11 protein-coding genes are annotated in these 16,112 nt (G+C 69.2%); all 11 read left to right on the top strand.

From position 1 onward, the window contains the following. Positions 1-37: 37 nt before the first annotated feature. The 11 genes from ACE3P2_RS10580 (at position 38) to hemF (ending at position 16,092) form a co-directional block, all read left to right on the top strand. Positions 38-5,947: an Hpt domain-containing protein gene (locus ACE3P2_RS10580; RefSeq protein ID WP_374264189.1), complete on the top strand. Its 5,910-nt coding sequence runs from the start codon at positions 38-40 to the stop codon at positions 5,945-5,947. Positions 5,948-6,026: 79 nt separating this feature from the next. Further along, entirely contained in the window at positions 6,027-7,991 is a 1,965-nt protein-coding gene (locus ACE3P2_RS10575; RefSeq protein ID WP_374264187.1) for an RNB domain-containing ribonuclease, read from the top strand. 6 nt (positions 7,992-7,997) lie between these two features. Further along, positions 7,998-8,948, top strand: coding sequence for an energy transducer TonB (locus ACE3P2_RS10570; protein WP_374264185.1), 951 nt, complete (start codon positions 7,998-8,000; stop codon positions 8,946-8,948). Between the two features lie 7 nt (positions 8,949-8,955). Further along, on the top strand, positions 8,956-9,777 hold the full coding sequence (aroE, locus tag ACE3P2_RS10565) for a shikimate dehydrogenase (protein WP_374264183.1): 822 nt from the start codon (positions 8,956-8,958) through the stop codon (positions 9,775-9,777). Between the two features lie 11 nt (positions 9,778-9,788). Continuing rightward, positions 9,789-10,481, top strand: a complete 693-nt coding sequence (mtgA, locus tag ACE3P2_RS10560; protein WP_374264181.1) for a monofunctional biosynthetic peptidoglycan transglycosylase — start codon at positions 9,789-9,791, stop codon at positions 10,479-10,481. 98 nt (positions 10,482-10,579) lie between these two features. Continuing rightward, on the top strand, positions 10,580-11,608 hold the full coding sequence (dusB, locus tag ACE3P2_RS10555; protein ID WP_374264179.1) for a tRNA dihydrouridine synthase DusB: 1,029 nt from the start codon (positions 10,580-10,582) through the stop codon (positions 11,606-11,608). Next, the gene (locus ACE3P2_RS10550; protein ID WP_298603410.1) at positions 11,605-11,844 is read left to right on the top strand and encodes a helix-turn-helix domain-containing protein; all 240 of its coding nucleotides are present in this window, start codon (positions 11,605-11,607) and stop codon (positions 11,842-11,844) included. Before dusB ends, ACE3P2_RS10550 begins: the two co-directional genes overlap by 4 nt. Before the next feature lie 49 nt (positions 11,845-11,893). Then, a complete protein-coding gene (gene purH / locus ACE3P2_RS10545; protein ID WP_374264177.1) occupies positions 11,894-13,462 on the top strand; it encodes a bifunctional phosphoribosylaminoimidazolecarboxamide formyltransferase/IMP cyclohydrolase in 1,569 nt (522 codons plus the stop codon). 13 nt (positions 13,463-13,475) lie between these two features. Beyond that, positions 13,476-14,765 carry a phosphoribosylamine--glycine ligase gene (purD, locus tag ACE3P2_RS10540; protein ID WP_374264175.1) on the top strand — a complete coding sequence of 430 codons (1,290 nt, stop codon included), beginning with the start codon at positions 13,476-13,478 and terminating at the stop codon, positions 14,763-14,765. Between the two features lie 3 nt (positions 14,766-14,768). Further along, positions 14,769-15,134 (top strand): 5-carboxymethyl-2-hydroxymuconate Delta-isomerase, encoded by a 366-nt coding sequence (locus tag ACE3P2_RS10535; protein ID WP_374264173.1) that lies wholly within the window; start codon positions 14,769-14,771, stop codon positions 15,132-15,134. A 49-nt stretch (positions 15,135-15,183) separates the two neighbouring features. Further along, positions 15,184-16,092, top strand: a complete 909-nt coding sequence (gene hemF / locus ACE3P2_RS10530; RefSeq protein ID WP_374264171.1) for an oxygen-dependent coproporphyrinogen oxidase — start codon at positions 15,184-15,186, stop codon at positions 16,090-16,092. Positions 16,093-16,112: the final 20 nt, after the last annotated feature.

Raw genomic sequence — 16,112 nt, 5'->3', positions numbered from 1 at the left:
CCCACGCCCCGGAACGGAATCCGACCTGCACGCACCGATGAGCTCTGCACACGAACTCGACCTGGGTCCGCTGACCTGGGTCAAAGGCGAAATCGATCTGGCCCTCGAGCGGGCCGCGGCGGCGCTCGCCGAAGCCGCCACCGCACCGGACCGCTCCGGCAAGGTCAAATTCGCCCAGACCCACCTGCACCAAGCCCACGGTGCCCTGTCGATCGTCGGTCTCGACGGCCTCACCCAGTTCTCCGAGCAACTCGACCGGCTGCTCGGCGAGATGGCCGGCGGTCAGGTCACCACCACGCCCGACACCCTGCGCCTCGCCACGCGCAGCATCGCCGCCATCGGCAACTATCTCGACGAGCTCACCCGCGGCCAGCCCGACCAGGCCCTGCGCCTCCTCGGGCTCTACCTCGAGCTCGCCCAGGCCCGCGGCCAGGAGCCCCCCACCGCCGGCGAACTGTTCTTCCCCGACCTCTCCCTGCGCCCGACCTTCACCCGACCGGCCGACACCAGCGACGACCCCAAGCGTCTGCGCGCGCTGCGCGGGCGCTTCGAGCGCGGCCTGCTCAAGTGGTTCCGCAACGGCGATGACCCGACCGGCCCGCAAGAGATGCGCGACTCCGTCGCCGGCATCGAACAACTGCAGGGCGTGCCCGCCTCACGCGCCTTCTGGTTCGCCGCCACCGCGTTCTTCGACGCCCTCGGCCAGGGCGACATCGCCCCCGACGCCGCCACCAAGCGCCTGTGCGGCCGCATCGACGCCCAGATGCGGCGCGTCATGGAAGGCTCGGCGATCGTCGCGGAGCGGCTGATGCGCGACGTGCTCTACCACGTCGCCACCGCCGCCGCCCAATCGCCGGTCATCGATGCCACGCGCGACGCCTACCGGCTCGGCGAACTGATCCCCGGCGCCGATCGCCCGCTGAGCGACAAGCCTCTCGCGCCGGTGTTGCGCAAGCTGCGCGAAAACCTGTCCGACGCCCGCGAGGCCTGGGACCAGTTCTCCAAGGGCGGCGCCATCGGATTGCCGCGCTTCCAGGACACCATCGCCCTCGTCATCGGCGACGCCCGCACCCTGGGCCAGCCCGAAGTCGCCGATCTCGCCAGCGCACTCGGCGAACTCGCCCGCTGGCTGCGGCAGGATCCGCTGCGCCTCACCGAAGCCCTGTCGATGGACGTCGCCACCACGATGCTGGTGCTCGACACCCGCCTCGACGCCCACGCCCGCGCCGACGTCCAGGAAGACGCCCAGATCGAAGTCCTGCTGCAGCGCTTGACGGCCCACCAGCGCGGCGAACAACTCGCCCCGCTGGCCATCGCCGAGCCCGACTCCCAGGCGCGCCAGGTCAACCGTCAGCTCGCCCACGAAATCCTCACCAACCTGTCGGAAGTCGAGCAGAGCCTCGACAGCTTCTTCCGTTCGCCCAGCCGTCTGGACATCCTCGACGCCGTCCGCGCCCCGCTCAAGCAGGTCGAAGGCGCCCTGTCGGTCATGAACGAGGACGGTGCCGTGCGACTGGTCCAGGATGCCGCCACCCGCATCGCAGCCCTCACCCCCGACGACGCCAGCGGAGACACCCGCGCGTTCGAGGAGATCGCCCACCGCCTGTCGGCCCTCGGCGTCTACATCGAAGCGCTGCAACACGGCCCCGCCGATCTCGACCGCATCCTGCGCCCCGACACCGGCCCCGCCGCCACCGACACCGTCGAAGCCGAACTGGCCCAGCAGAAGCGCGAGACCGCGGCCCTCACCGCCGCGCTCAAAGACAACCCCGACGACATCGGCCTGCGCACCGAACTGCAGCTCAACCTCGAGAGCCTGCGCCAGGACGCCTCGCTCACCGCCGACCTCGAACTCGAAAAACAGGCCCGCCAGGCGCTCACGATGCTCGACGCCGGCGAGCTGTTCACCGCCGAAGCCCCCATCGCCGCCGCCCCCGAAGCGCCGGCCCTGTCCGATGCGGCGAGCCGCCTGCTCGACGCCTCCGAAGAAGAAATCGACGCCGAACTGCTGGCCATCTTCATCGAAGAGGCCATCGATGTCCGCACCACCATCGCCGCCAAGCTCGTCGAACTGCGCGAGCGCCCCCACGACGTGGATGTGCTCACCACCATCCGGCGCAGCTTCCACACCCTCAAGGGCAGCGGCCGCATGGTCGGCCTCAAGGATTTCGGCGAAGCCGCGTGGGGCATGGAGCAGACGCTCAACCACTGGCTGCGCCTCGAACTGCCCGTCGGCGCCGATCTCCTCGCCCTGATCGCCGACGCCCACGCCGCCTTCTCCGCCTGGATCGACCAGATCAAGGCCGGCGCCGGCACCCACAAGAACGTTGACGCGTTGCTCGCCGACGCCGAGCGCCTGCGCAGCGAGGACGAAGCCGCACCGGTGGCTACGCCCGCCGTCGCCCCGGCCCCGGCCATCCCCACTCCATTCCCGGTGGTGGACGACCTGGCCGCAGAAGTCTTCAACCTCGAAGCCACCGTGGTCGTGCCCGATCACGACTTCACCGAAACCGACATCGGCACGCCGATTCCGCGCTTCGACGACACCCCTGTCGCCGAAACGCCGGCCCCGGCACTGGCCCTCGATTTCCCCGACCTCAGCTTCAGCGAGACCGCCCTGTCGCCGGTGATCGACATCCCCATCGACGACGGCCCGGCGATCGATGTGGAGGCCACGCCCGAGGCGCCCCGTGTCAGCGTCGCCGCCCCACCGGCCGCGACGGCCGTCGAACCCCTCGCCTTCGCGCTGCCGACCGATGCCGAGCCCATCGATCGCCCGCCGCTCGAACAGCCGGCTTTCGACGTCCCCACCGCGGCCCCGATTGCGCCGCAACCGGTCGGGCTCGACACGCTCGGCGCCGCCGAGGTCGAGCTGGAAGCCGAACTCGACGCCCTGCCCGACCTGGCCGACGCGCCGCTGACCGTCGAAGAAGCCCTGGCCGATCTGGAGGCCCACGTCACACTTCCCGAACCGGTCGCCTCCGACGCCCCCGAGCCCTCCGTTCCCGAAATTCTCGCCGACGACGCCCCCGTCTTCGAGCTGCCGACCTTTCACGCAGCGCCGATCGACACCGCCTCACCGCCTCTTGACGACATCGACGACCTCTACGTCGAGGCGTTTTCCGCCGATGAAGCCGTCGCGACGGACGAAGCCGACCAACCCCGCCCGCCCGAGCCGGACGACGAATCCGACGCCGGCGATCCGGACGAAGTCCGCCTCGGCGACGTCACCCTGTCGCGTCCGCTGTTCGACCTCTATCTCGTCGAAGCCCGCCAGCACGTCGCCACCCTGCGTCATGAGCTGGCCCGCCTGTCGGTCAATCCGACCCTCGTGCCGCCGCAGGCCGCCATTCGCGCCGCGCACACCCTGGCGGGCATCTCCGGCACCGCGCGCTTCATCGCCCCGCAGCGCCTCGCCAAGGCACTCGAACTGGCCCAGCAGCGCCTCGCCGACCACGACCGCGCCCCCGCCGCCGAACAGGCCACCCTGCTGGGCGCCGCCGCCAGCGCCCTCGAAAGCATGTTGGTGCAGCTGGCCGCCCGGGTGCTGCCGGAAGCCGTTCCCGAGCTCGTCGAACAGCTCGACGACATCCTCGCCGCGCATCTGGCCGAAGTCATCAACCTGCGCCCCGACGCGCCCTCGGCCCTCGTCACCACCCCGATCGTCAGCCCGCGTCCGGCCGCCGAACCCAGCACGCCGGCCCCGCAGCTGCGCGACGAGATCGACACCGAGCTGCTGCCGATCTTCCTGGACGAAGGTCAGGAGCTCCTCGACCAACTCGACACCGCCGTACGCAACTGGCGCGACGCCCCCACCGACCCGGCCCACCCCGCCGGCATCGCCCGCCTGCTGCACACCCTGAAGGGCAGCGCGCGGATGGTCGGCGCGATGACCCTCGGCCAAAGCCTGCACGATCTCGAAACCCGCCTCGAGCGCGCCCGCAGCCAGGACCCGGGCAGCACCGAAATCCTCGACGAGCTCGAAACCGCCCTCGACCAGACCCGCCAGGCACTCGACCTCCTCGAACACCCGGCCACGGCAGCGGCCGAGCCCGCCGCGGCGCCCGCCAACGTGGTCGAAACCGCCATCGCCGTCGACGACGCACCGGCCCAGCCCGGCGAAGCCCTCGCCCAGGCGGCCCGCACCCAGCTGCGGATCGAGGCCAGCCGGATCGACCAGTTCGTGAACGAAGCCGGCGAAATCTCCATCGCCCGAACCCGCATCGAGGGCGAACTGCGCACCCTGCGCCGCTCGCTGCTCGACCTGACCGAAAACGTCATCCGCCTGCGCAATCAGCTGCGCGAGGTCGAGATCCAGGCCGACACCCAGATGCAGTCGCGCCTCTCCCAGGTCGAAACCCACCACACCGAGTTCGACCCCCTGGAGATGGACCGCTACACGCGCCTCCAGGAACTCACCCGGATGATGGCCGAGAGCGTCGGCGACGTGACCACCGTCCAGCAGAACCTGCTCAAGAACCTCGACGGTGCCGAATCCGCCCTGCACGCCCAGTCGCGCATGGCCCGCGAGCTTCAGCAGTCGCTGATGTACGTGCGGATGGTGCCGTTCGACAGCCTCGCCGAGCGCCTCTACCGCCTGGTCCGCCAGACCGCCAAGGAACTCGGCCGGCGCGCCAACCTCGACATCGTCGGCGGTCAGATCGAAATCGACCGCAGCGTGCTCGAAGCCATGACCGGCCCGCTCGGCCATCTGGTGCGCAACGCCGTCGCCCACGGCATCGAGGCACCCGAGGCACGCCGGGCCGCCGGCAAGCCCGAGATCGGTCAGATCACCCTGCGCGTCACCCACGAAGGCAACGACGTGGTGATCGAGTTCCGCGACGACGGCGCCGGCCTCGACTTCGCGCGCATCCGCGCCCAGGCCATCGAAACCGGCCTGATCGCGCCCGACGAGGAAACCGACGACAAGCGCCTCACCAACCTGATCTTCGTGCCTGGCTTCACCACCGCCAGCCTGTCCAGCCTCGCCGGCCGCGGCGTCGGCATGGACGTGGTGAAGAGCGAAACCGCCGCCGTCGGTGGACGCATCAGCGTCGCCACCGAAGCCGGTCAGGGCACCACCTTCCGCATCCACCTGCCGCTCACGCTGGCGGTCACCCAGGCGCTGCTGATCCGCGCCGGCGGCCGCACCTTCGCGATCCCCTCCTCGATGGTCGCCCAGGTGCTCGAGCTCAAGCCCGAAGCATTGCAGGAAATCCGCGCCAACCAGGGCACCGAGTGGCTCGGCGAACACTTCAGCTATCGCTACCTGCCGCGCCTGCTCGGCGACCGCGAGTCGCAGCCGCAGCTCGACCGCTTCAACTGGGTGCTGCTCCTGCGCGCCGGCAGCGAAACCCTGGCCCTGCACGTGGACACCCTGCGCGGCAACCAGGAAATCGTCGTCAAGAACGCCGGTCCGCAATATGCCCGGATGGTCGGCTATTCGGGCGCCACGGTGCTCGGCGACGGCGAGATCGTGCTGATCCTCAACCCGGTCGCCCTCGCCGGTCGCAGCCCGGCCTTCCTCGACAACGACGCGCCGGCGCGGCCCCAGGCTCCCGCCGTGCCGGCCCTGCCCACCGTGATGGTGGTGGACGACTCGCTCACCGTGCGCAAGATCACCGGCCGCCTGCTCGAACGGGAAGGCTACCGGGTCATCACCGCCAAGGACGGCGTGGACGCCCTCGAGCAGCTGCTCACCGCGACCCCCGACGTCATCATCGCCGACATCGAGATGCCGCGGATGGACGGCTTCGACCTGACCCGCAACATCCGTGCCGACGCCCGCCTGAAGGCCGTGCCGATCATCATGATCACCTCCCGCACCGCCGACAAGCACAAGCGCTATGCCGAGGAGATCGGCGTGAATCACTACCTCGGCAAGCCCTACGACGAGGACGTGCTGCTGCAGCTGATTCGCGATTTCGTCACCCGCCGCGCGAACTGATCCGGACGAAAGCGTCGGCTTTCGTCCGGGCCGGGCTCCGGCTTGGCTATAATCGGTCGTTTTCCCCCGCGATCGATCCATGAATCTGCTCTTCGAAGAGGATGGCGCCTTCAAGACCGGCACCATCCTGACCGACAATGACGCCTCCCTGCAGGTGGAAACACCCCACGGCAAGCGCCTCAAGCTGAAGAGCAACCACGTCCTGATGCGCTTCGCCCAGCCGGCCGCGGGCGAGCTTCTCGACCGCGCCGAAGCCGAAGCCGAGGGCCTCGACACCGAATTCCTGTGGGAAGTCTGCACCGACGACGAGTTCGGCTTTGCCGACTTCGCCCGCGACTACTTCGGTCATGAACCCAGCCCCGTCGAATCCGCCGCCGTGCTGCTGCGCCTGCACGCCGCGCCGATCTACTTCCACCGCAAGGGCCGCGGCCGCTTCCGCAAGGCGCCGCCGGAAATCCTCCAGGCCGCCCTCGCCGGGCTCGAAAAGAAACGCCAGCAAGCCGCGGCCATCGAGCGGATGCGCGACGAACTGCTCGCCGGCACGCTCCCCGACGAACTCAAGCCGCTGGTCCGCCAGTTGCTCTACAAGCCCGACCGCAATCGCCTCGAGACCAAGGCGCTCGAAGCCGCCTGTGCCGACAGCGGCAAATCGCCGGCCCGTCTGCTGCTCGCCTGCGGCGCCCTGGCCTCCTCCCACGAGCTGCACTTCGACCGTTTCCTGTTCGAGTATTTCCCCGACGGCACCGGCTTCCCGTGCGTCGACGCCCCGCGCGAGCCGGACGACCTGCCGCTCGCCGACGTGCGCGCCTTCTCCATCGACGACGCCGCCACCACCGAGATCGACGACGCCTTTTCGGTCACCCCCGTCGAGGGCGGCTGGCGCATCGGCATCCACATCGCCGCGCCGGGCCTCGGCTTCGGGCGCGACTCCGAACTCGACGCCATCGCCCGCGCACGCCTGTCGACGGTCTACATGCCGGGCAACAAGATCACCATGCTGCCCGACGCCATCGTCGAGCGCTTCACCCTCGCCGAGGGGCGCGATTGTCCGGCCCTGTCGCTCTATCTCGAGGTGAGCCGCGATCTGGTGGTGACCGGCCACCATTCGCGGGTCGAGCGCGTGCCGATCGCCGCCAACCTGCGCCATCACGACATCGAGCCGGTGTTCAACGAAACCACTCTGGCCGACGGCGGGCCGGATTTCCCCTGGAAGTCCGAACTCACCCTGCTGTGGGAACTCGCCACCGTGCTCGAAGCCGGCCGCGGCAAGCCCGCCGCCAATCAGAATCTCGTCGATTACAACTTCAGCGTCGACTGGACCGAAACCACCGCCGACGGCCCCGGCCGCATCGAGATCGGCCGCCGCCCGCGCGGCTCGCCCCTCGACAAGCTGGTGGCCGAGCTGATGATTGCCGCCAACAGCACCTGGGGCAAGGCGCTCTCCGAGGCCGGCATCCCGGCGCTGTACCGCGCCCAGACCGGCGGCAAGGTGCGCATGACCACCGCCGCCGCACCCCACGAGGGCCTCGGCGTCGATTGCTACGCCTGGTCCAGCTCGCCGCTACGGCGCTACGTCGATCTGGTCAATCAGTGGCAGCTCATCAGCTGGCTGCAGCAGAGCCCGCCGGTATTCCCGTCCAAGTCGCCCGAGCTGATCGCCGCAATGCGCGACTTCGAGCTCACCTACGCCGCCTACGCGGAGTTCCAGCGCGGCATGGAGCGCTACTGGTGCCTGCGCTGGCTGCGTCAGCAAGGCCACCCCACGATGAGCGCCCGCGTGCTGCGCGAAAGCCTGGTCCGCCTCGAGGAAATTCCCCTGATCTTCAAGGTGCCGTCGATGCCCACGCTGCCGACCGGCACCCGGGTCCAGCTCGCCATCGACAGCACCGACCTCATCGACGTGGACGTGCGCGCGACTTACCTCGAAACCCTCGCACCGGGCAGCGGCGAGCCAGCCCCCCTCGACGACGAACTCGACGCCGCCCTGCCCACCGACGCCGCCCCGCCGCCCGCCGAAGCCGCCGAGGCCAGCCCCACCGCCTGATCCGCAATGCAGCAGCCGCTTCAACGTCCTCCCGTCCAGCCCGCGCCGCCAGCCCTCTCGGCCGGCGGCGGCGCCCCGTGGCCGGTTTTCACCGGCCGCTCGGCCCGCTACGCGCTCGAATGGGGCGTCGGACTCTCGCTGCTGGCGCACGCCATCCTGCTCTCGGTGCATTTCGTGATGCCCGATCCGGCCAAGTTCAAGCGCAACGACAAGGGCCTGGAAGTCGTGCTGGTGAACTCCCGTCACGCCCAGCGACCCGATGCCGCCGACATCCTCGCCCAGACCAACCTCGACGCCGGCGGCACCAACGACGCCAAGGCCCGCCCGTCCACACCGCTGCCTCCCCAGGAGCAGACCCGCCAGGGCGACAACCTCGTCGAGGCCCAACGTCGCAGCGAACCCGAACAGGCCGCCCAGATGCAGGCCATGACCGCCCCGAAGGGCAAGACGGCGCTCGCGGTCGATCCCCAGCAGGTGAGTCCCACCGAGGCGCCGCGGCCGGTCAGCGGCTACGACCTCCTCGACAGCTCGGCGGCAGTGGCCCGCATCGAGGCGCAGATCGACAAGGATCTGATGGAATACGCGGCCCGCCCGCGCCGCAAGTTCGTCGGCGCCCGCGCCCAGGAATACCGCTTCGCCCAATACGCCGAGGACTGGCGCCAGAAGATCGAGCGCGTCGGCACCCTCAACTACCCCGACGCCGCCCGCGGCAAGCTCTACGGCAGCCTGCTGCTGTCGGTGACCATCCGCGCCGACGGCAGTGTCAGGAACGTCGAGATCCAGCGCTCGTCGGGCTACAAGGTGCTCGACGACGCGGCCCGTCGCATCGTCGAGCTCGCCGCCCCCTACGCCGCCTTCCCGCCGGACATCCGCAAGGACACCGACGAGATCGAAATCATCCGTACCTGGACCTTCACCAACGCCGACATGCTGCGCACCTCGGCAAAGCGGGAGTAACCCGACCATGGACCGTTACGCCGTGATCGGCAATCCGATCGGCCACAGCAAATCGCCGCGCATCCACGCCGCCTTCGCCGCCCAGACCGGCCAGCAGCTCCGCTACGACGCCCTGCGGGCGCCCCTCGACGGTTTCGTCGCGACGGCCCTCGACTTCCGCGACGGGGGCGGCCGCGGCCTCAACGTCACCGTCCCGTTCAAGCTCGAAGCCTTCGCCCTGGCCGACCGGCGCACGCCGCGCGCCGAGGCCGCGGGCGCGGTGAACACCCTCGCTTTCGGCGCCGACGGCATCCTCGGCGACAACACCGACGGTGCCGGCATCCTGCGCGACATCACCGTCAACCTCGGCTGCCCGATCGCCGGCAAACGGGTGCTGCTGCTCGGCGCCGGCGGCGCCGCCCGCGGCACCGTCCTGCCGCTGCTGGACGCCGCACCGGCCGAGCTCGTCGTCGCCAATCGTACCGCCGCAAAAGCCGTCGACCTGGCCGCCGCCTTTGCCACCCCAGGCCGCCTGGCGCCCACCGGCTGCGGCTTCGCGGCGCTCGCCGGCCGCCGCTTCGACGTGGTCATCAACGCCACCAGCGCCAGCCTCGCCGACGCCGCCCCCGATCTGCCGCCGGGCCTCTACGCCCCGGGCAGCCTCGCCTACGACATGATGTACGGCAAGGGTGACACACCCTTTCTCGCTGCGGCCCGCGCCCAAGGCGCCGCGCGCCTCGCCGACGGCCTCGGGATGCTCGTCGAACAGGCCGCCGAGAGCTTCGCCCTGTGGCGCGGGGTTCGCCCAGACACGGCGCCGGTGCTCACCGCACTCCGCGCCGACCTCTGAGCCGGGCGGCGATGCTCCACCTCTGGCGCTGGACGCGCCGCGCCCTCCTCGCCCTGGTCCTGCTGTTCATCGGCTACCAGGTGTGGCTGCTCGGCCACGTGCTGTGGTGGAAGTGGAACCCGCCGGCCGCCACCAGTTTCATGAGCCTGCGCCTCGACGAGCTCAGCGCCGACAAACCCGACGCCGAGCTTCACTACCGCTGGGTGCCCTACGAGAACATCTCGATCCACCTCAAGCGCGCCGTCATCGCCGCCGAGGACGACAAGTTCGTGGACCACGAGGGCTTCGACTGGGACGGCATCCAGAAAGCCATCGAGAAAAACCAGAAAAAGGGCAAACCCGTCGCGGGTGGATCGACGATCAGCCAGCAGCTCGCCAAGAACCTCTTCCTCACCCCGACCCGCAGCTACTTCCGCAAGGCCGAGGAAGCCCTCATCACCGTGATGATCGAAGCCCTGTGGGACAAGCGACGCATCCTCGAGGTCTACCTCAACGTGGTCGAATGGGGCAACGGCATCTTCGGCTGCGAGGCCGCCGCCCAGCGCTACTACCGCATTCCCGCTGCCCAGCTGGCCCCCGCCCAGGCCGCCCGGATGGCGGTGATGCTGCCCAACCCGCGCAAGTACGAGAAGAGCTTCGGCCCACGCCTCGCCGCCCACGCGGCACGCATCCAGGGCCGCATGCAGTACGCCGAAGTGCCCTGAACGGCGCCCCCGCGCCCCGCCTAGCGACGTCACAGCCCCTGCCCGCCGAACGCCCCTTCGGGTAGAATGCTATGTTTTCCAAGTCGCGCCCTCCCCCGATGCAATTCGCCGGATTCACCTTGCGAAACAACCTGTTCGTTGCGCCCATGGCCGGTGTGACGGACCGCCCTTTCCGCCAGCTGTGCAAGAAGATGGGGGCCGGACTCGCCGTGTCCGAGATGGTCACGTCCAACTCCCTGCTGTACGGCAGCACCAAGACCCAGCGCCGTGCCAACCACGACGGCGAGGCCGATCCGATCTCCGTGCAGATCGCCGGCGCCGACCCGGCCATGATGGCCGAGGCCGCCCGCCACAACATCGACCGCGGCGCCCAGATCATCGACATCAACATGGGCTGCCCGGCCAAGAAGGTCTGCAACGTGATGGCTGGCTCCGCGCTGATGCAGGACGAGCCGCTGGTCGCGCGCATCCTCGAGGCCGTCGTCGGCGCTGCCGGCAACACCCCGGTCACCCTCAAGTTCCGCACCGGCTGGAACAAGGCCAACAAGAACGCCGCCACCGTCGCGCGGATCGCCGAAGAGTCCGGCATCCAGCTGATCGCCATCCACGGCCGCACCCGCGCCTGCCAGTACACCGGCGACGCCGAGTACGACACCATCGCCGACGTGAAGACCCGGGTGCGCATCCCGCTGATCGCCAACGGTGACATCACCACGCCGCAAAAGGCCAAGTTCGTGCTGGACTACACCGGCGCCGACGGTGTGATGATCGGCCGCGCGGCCCAGGGCCGCCCGTGGATCTTCCGCGAGATCGAGCATTTCCTCGCCACCGGCGAGCAGCTTCCGCCGCCGCTGGTTTCCGAGATCCTGCAGGTGTGCAAGGAGCACCTCGCCGACCTCTACGCCTTCTACGGTGAGGATACCGGCGTCAAGATCGCCCGCAAGCACATCAGCTGGTACACCAAGGGTCTGGTCGGGTCGGCACAGTTCCGCCACGTCATGAACACCCTGCCCACCGTACAAGAACAAATTGCCGCCATTGACGAGTTCTTCGGCCGGCTCGCCGACAGAGACAGCCGACTGGTCTACACCGACCCCGAAGAATTCCCCCAGGAGCTTGCAGCATGAGCAGCACCAGCAATGACATCGCCGACTCTGTCTGTCGCGCGCTGGACACCTATTTCCGCGACCTCGACGGCGAAAAGCCCAACGCCCTGTACGCGATGGTGATCAAGAACGTCGAGCGTCCGATGCTCGAGTTCGTCCTCAAGCAGGCCGGCGGCAACCAGACGCTGTGCGCCGAGATGCTCGGCATCAACCGCAACACCCTGCGCCGCAAGCTCTCCGAGCACGAACTCCTGTAATACCGATTTCCGTTTTTCGCGCCGCCCCGGCGGCCTTTTCGAGATACCCATGAAAGTCACCCAAGCCCTGCTCAGCGTCTCCGACAAGACCGGCGTCGTCGAATTCGCCCGTGAACTGTCCGCCCTCGGCATCGCCCTGCTGTCCACCGGCGGCACCGCCAAGTCCCTGCGTGACGCGGGCCTGCCGGTCACCGACGTGTCCGACTACACCGGCTTCCCCGAGATGCTCGACGGCCGCGTGAAGACGCTGCACCCCAAGGTCCATGGCGGCATCCTCGCCCGTCGCGACCTGCCGGAGCACCTGGCCAAGCTCGACGAGCACCAGATCCCGCGCATCGACCTCGTGGTGGTCAACCTCTACCCCTTCCAGGCCACCGTCGCCAAGCCCGAATGCACGCTTGAAGACGCCATCGAGAACATCGACATCGGCGGCCCGACCATGGTCCGCGCCGCGGCCAAGAACCACGGCAACGAAGCCGGCGGCGTCGGCATCGTGACCGATCCGGCCGACTACGCTGCGATTGTCGCCGAGCTCAAGACGGGCAACGGCGCCCTGTCCTACAAGACCCGCTTCGACCTCGCCCGCAAGGCCTTCACCCACACCGCCCGCTACGACTCGGCGATCTCCAACCACCTCACCGCCCTCGCCGACGACGGCAGCAAGCAGGCCTACCCGGAACGCTTCCAGCTCGCCTTCGACAAGGTGCAGGACCTCCGCTACGGCGAGAACCCCCACCAGACCGCCGCCTTCTACCGCGAATCCCAGCCCCAGGCCGGCAGCATCGCTGCCTACACCCAGCTGCAGGGCAAGGAGCTGTCGTACAACAACATCGCCGACTCCGACGCCGCCTGGGAATGCGTCAAGGCCTTCGACGGCGTTGCCTGCGTCATCGTCAAGCACGCCAACCCGTGTGGCGTGGCCGTTGCCGCCAGCCCGCTGGAAGCCTACAAGAAGGCCTTCTCCACCGACCCGACCTCGGCCTTCGGCGGCATCATCGCCTTCAACACCACCGTCGACCGCGCCGCGGCCGAAGCCGTCAGCGCCCAGTTCCTCGAAGTGCTGATCGCCCCCGCCTACACCGACGAAGCCCTCGAGCTCCTCAAGGCCAAGCAGAACGTCCGCGTGCTGGTCAATCCGCTGGGCACCGTCCGCCAGCCCGATTACAAGCGCGTCGGCGGCGGCCTCTTGGTGCAGAGCGCCGACTTCGCCCCGATCACCGCGGCCGATCTGAAGGTCGTCACCAAGCGCGCGCCCACCGAACAAGAGCTCGGCGACCTGCTGTTCGCCTGGCGCGTGGCCAAGTACGTCAAGTCAAACGCCATCGTCTACTGCAAGGACGGCATGACCATCGGCGTCGGCGCCGGCCAGATGAGCCGTGTCGATTCCGCCCGCATCGCCAAGATCAAGGCCGAGAACGCCGGTCTCGTGATCCCCGGCTGCGTGGTGGCGTCCGACGCCTTCTTCCCGTTCCGTGACGGCCTCGACGTGCTGGCCCAGGCCGGCGCCACCGCCGTCATCCAGCCGGGTGGCTCGATGCGCGACGCCGAGGTGATCGCCGCGGCCGACGAGCAGGGCATCGCGATGGTCCTCACCGGCTTCCGCCACTTCCGTCACTGATCCGGGCACCCCCATGAAGATCCTCGTCATCGGCTCCGGCGGACGCGAACACGCGCTGGCCTGGAAGCTCTCCCGTTCGCCGCGCGTGCAGAAGGTGCTGGTTGCCCCGGGCAACCCGGGCACCGCCCGTGAGCCCGGCATCGAGAACGTCGCCGTCACCGCGATCCCCGAGCTCATCGAACTCGCCCGCCGCGAGCAGATCGCCCTCACCGTCGTCGGCCCCGAAGCACCGCTGGCCGCCGGCGTGGTGGATGCCTTCCGTGCCGCCGGGCTGCCGATCTTCGGGCCGACCAAGCTCGCCGCCCAGCTCGAGAGCTCCAAGGATTTTGCCAAGCAGTTCCTGATCCGCCACAAGATTCCGACGGCCAAGTACCAGACCTTCTCCGACTCCGCCGCCGCCCACGCCTACGTGGACGCCGAAGGGGCGCCGATCGTCATCAAGGCCGATGGCCTCGCCGCCGGCAAGGGTGTGGTGGTCGCGATGACCACGGACGAAGCCCACGCCGCCATCGACGCCATGCTCACCCACAACACCCTGGGCGTGCAGTACGACGAGCGCGGCCCGCGGGTGGTGATCGAGGAGTTCATGGACGGCGAGGAAGCCAGCTTCATCGTGATGGCCGACGGCCGCCACGCTCTGCCGCTGGCCACCTCCCAGGATCACAAGCGCCTCAAGGATGCCGACCAGGGCCCCAACACCGGCGGCATGGGCGCCTACTCGCCCGCCCCGGTGGTCACCCCCGAAGTCCACGCCCGCGCCATGCGCGAGATCATCATGCCGACCCTCGCCGGCATGGCCGCCGAAGGGCTGCCCTACACCGGCTTCCTGTACGCCGGCCTGATGATCGACGCCAAGGGCGCGCCCCGCGTCGTCGAGTTCAACTGCCGCATGGGCGACCCGGAAACCCAGCCGATCATGATGCGGCTCAAGACCGATCTGGTCGATCTCGTCGAAGCCGCCATCGCCGGCAAGCTCGACAAGATCGAAGCCGAATGGGACCGCCGCTTCGCCCTCGGCGTGGTGATGGCCGCCGCCGGCTACCCGGACAGCCCCCGCAAGGGCGACGCGATCCACGGTCTACCCGGCACCGCAACGGAAGACGTGCATGTCTTCCACGCTGGCACCACCGAGGCGGACGGTCAGGTGGTCACCAACGGTGGCCGCGTGCTGTGCGTCACCGCGCTGGGTGACAACGTGAAGAGCGCCCAGAAGCGTGCCTACGAGCAGCTCGACCAGATCCACTTCGACGGCATGCAGTGCCGCCGCGACATCGGCTACCGCGCCGTCGGTCGCAAAGGCTGAACCATGCCCCACCTGCGCATCGAGTACAGCACCAACATCGCCGGCCGGTTCGATCCGGCCGCGGTGCTGACGGCCACCACCGATGCGCTGGTGGCAAGCGGCGTGTTCGCCCCGGCCGACGCCATCAAGGCGCGGCTGTTCCCGGTCGAGCACTTCCGGGTCGGCAGCGGCGCCGACCACGGCTTCATCCACGCCGGCCTGGCGCTGCTGTCCGGCCGTGACAGCGCCACCAAGCAGCGCCTCACCGCCGCTCTTGTGGAGGCCATCGCGCCCCTCGTCGCACCCGGCCCCCAGGTGGTGCAGATCACCTCCGAAGCCCGCGACATGGATCGCGACACCTACTCGAAGCGCCTCATTCCCGGCGCCTGATTCATCCGCCGGCCGCTGGCCGGTTTTTTCCATCCCCGGAGCCCACCCCATGCCTGACCGCGCCGCTGTCAAAGCCTATCTTCTCGACCTTCAGGCCCGCATCGTCGCCGCCCTCGAAGCCTTCGACGGCAAGCCCTTCGTCACCGACAGCTGGACCCGCCCGGCCGGCGGCGGCGGCCTCACCCGCCTGATCGAGGAAGGCAATTTCTTCGAACGCGGCGGCTGCAACTTCTCCCATGTGATGGGCGAAGGCCTGCCGCCCTCCGCCACCGCCGCCCGGCCCGAGCTCGCCGGCCGCAGCTACGAGGCGATGGGCGTCTCGCTGGTGCTCCACCCACGCAACCCGTACTGCCCCACCGTGCACATGAACGTGCGCTTCTTCATCGCCTCGGCGCCCGGCAAGGACGACGTCTGGTGGTTCGGCGGCGGCATGGATCTCACCCCCTACTACCCCTTCGAGGAAGACGTCCGCCACTTCCACGCCACCTGCAAGGCCGCCGTGCTGCCCTGGGGCGAACCCGAATACCAGCGCCTCAAGGACTGGTGCGACCGCTACTTCTTCCTCAAGCACCGCAACGAGCCCCGCGGCGTTGGCGGCCTGTTCTTCGACGACCACGGCGCCGACGGCAAGGTGGATTTCGACGCTGCCTTCGCGCTGACCCGCAGCGTCGGCGACGCATTTTTGCCCGCCTACCTGCCCATCGTCGAGCGTCGCCGGGACACGCCCTACTTTGATCGCGAACGCGATTTCCAGGCCTATCGCCGCGGCCGCTACGTCGAGTTCAACCTGGTCTTCGACCGCGGCACGCTGTTCGGCCTGCAATCGGGCGGGCGCACCGAATCCATCCTCATGTCGATGCCGCCCATCGTCAAATGGCGCTACGACTGGCAGCCGGAAGCCGGCAGCCCGGAAGCGCGGCTCTACACCGACTTCCTGATCCACAAGGACTGGGCCTGACCTAAAAGCACGACCGCCGG

The organism is Zoogloea sp. (assembly GCF_041911615.1).
In the GTDB taxonomy this organism is placed as follows: Bacteria; Pseudomonadota; Gammaproteobacteria; order Burkholderiales; family Rhodocyclaceae; genus Zoogloea.
This window is presented reverse-complemented; position numbering and strand designations above follow the sequence as displayed.

What these genes read in the sequence shown, in the direction of transcription:
- ACE3P2_RS10580 (WP_374264189.1), top strand. Translation starts at nt 38, where the DNA reads ATGAGCTCTGCACACGAACTCGACCTGGGTCCGCTGACCTGGGTCAAA.
- ACE3P2_RS10575 (WP_374264187.1), top strand. Translation starts at nt 6,027, where the DNA reads ATGAATCTGCTCTTCGAAGAGGATGGCGCCTTCAAGACCGGCACCATC.
- ACE3P2_RS10570 (WP_374264185.1), top strand. Translation starts at nt 7,998, where the DNA reads ATGCAGCAGCCGCTTCAACGTCCTCCCGTCCAGCCCGCGCCGCCAGCC.
- aroE (WP_374264183.1), top strand. Translation starts at nt 8,956, where the DNA reads ATGGACCGTTACGCCGTGATCGGCAATCCGATCGGCCACAGCAAATCG.
- mtgA (WP_374264181.1), top strand. Translation starts at nt 9,789, where the DNA reads ATGCTCCACCTCTGGCGCTGGACGCGCCGCGCCCTCCTCGCCCTGGTC.
- dusB (WP_374264179.1), top strand. Translation starts at nt 10,580, where the DNA reads ATGCAATTCGCCGGATTCACCTTGCGAAACAACCTGTTCGTTGCGCCC.
- ACE3P2_RS10550 (WP_298603410.1), top strand. Translation starts at nt 11,605, where the DNA reads ATGAGCAGCACCAGCAATGACATCGCCGACTCTGTCTGTCGCGCGCTG.
- purH (WP_374264177.1), top strand. Translation starts at nt 11,894, where the DNA reads ATGAAAGTCACCCAAGCCCTGCTCAGCGTCTCCGACAAGACCGGCGTC.
- purD (WP_374264175.1), top strand. Translation starts at nt 13,476, where the DNA reads ATGAAGATCCTCGTCATCGGCTCCGGCGGACGCGAACACGCGCTGGCC.
- ACE3P2_RS10535 (WP_374264173.1), top strand. Translation starts at nt 14,769, where the DNA reads ATGCCCCACCTGCGCATCGAGTACAGCACCAACATCGCCGGCCGGTTC.
- hemF (WP_374264171.1), top strand. Translation starts at nt 15,184, where the DNA reads ATGCCTGACCGCGCCGCTGTCAAAGCCTATCTTCTCGACCTTCAGGCC.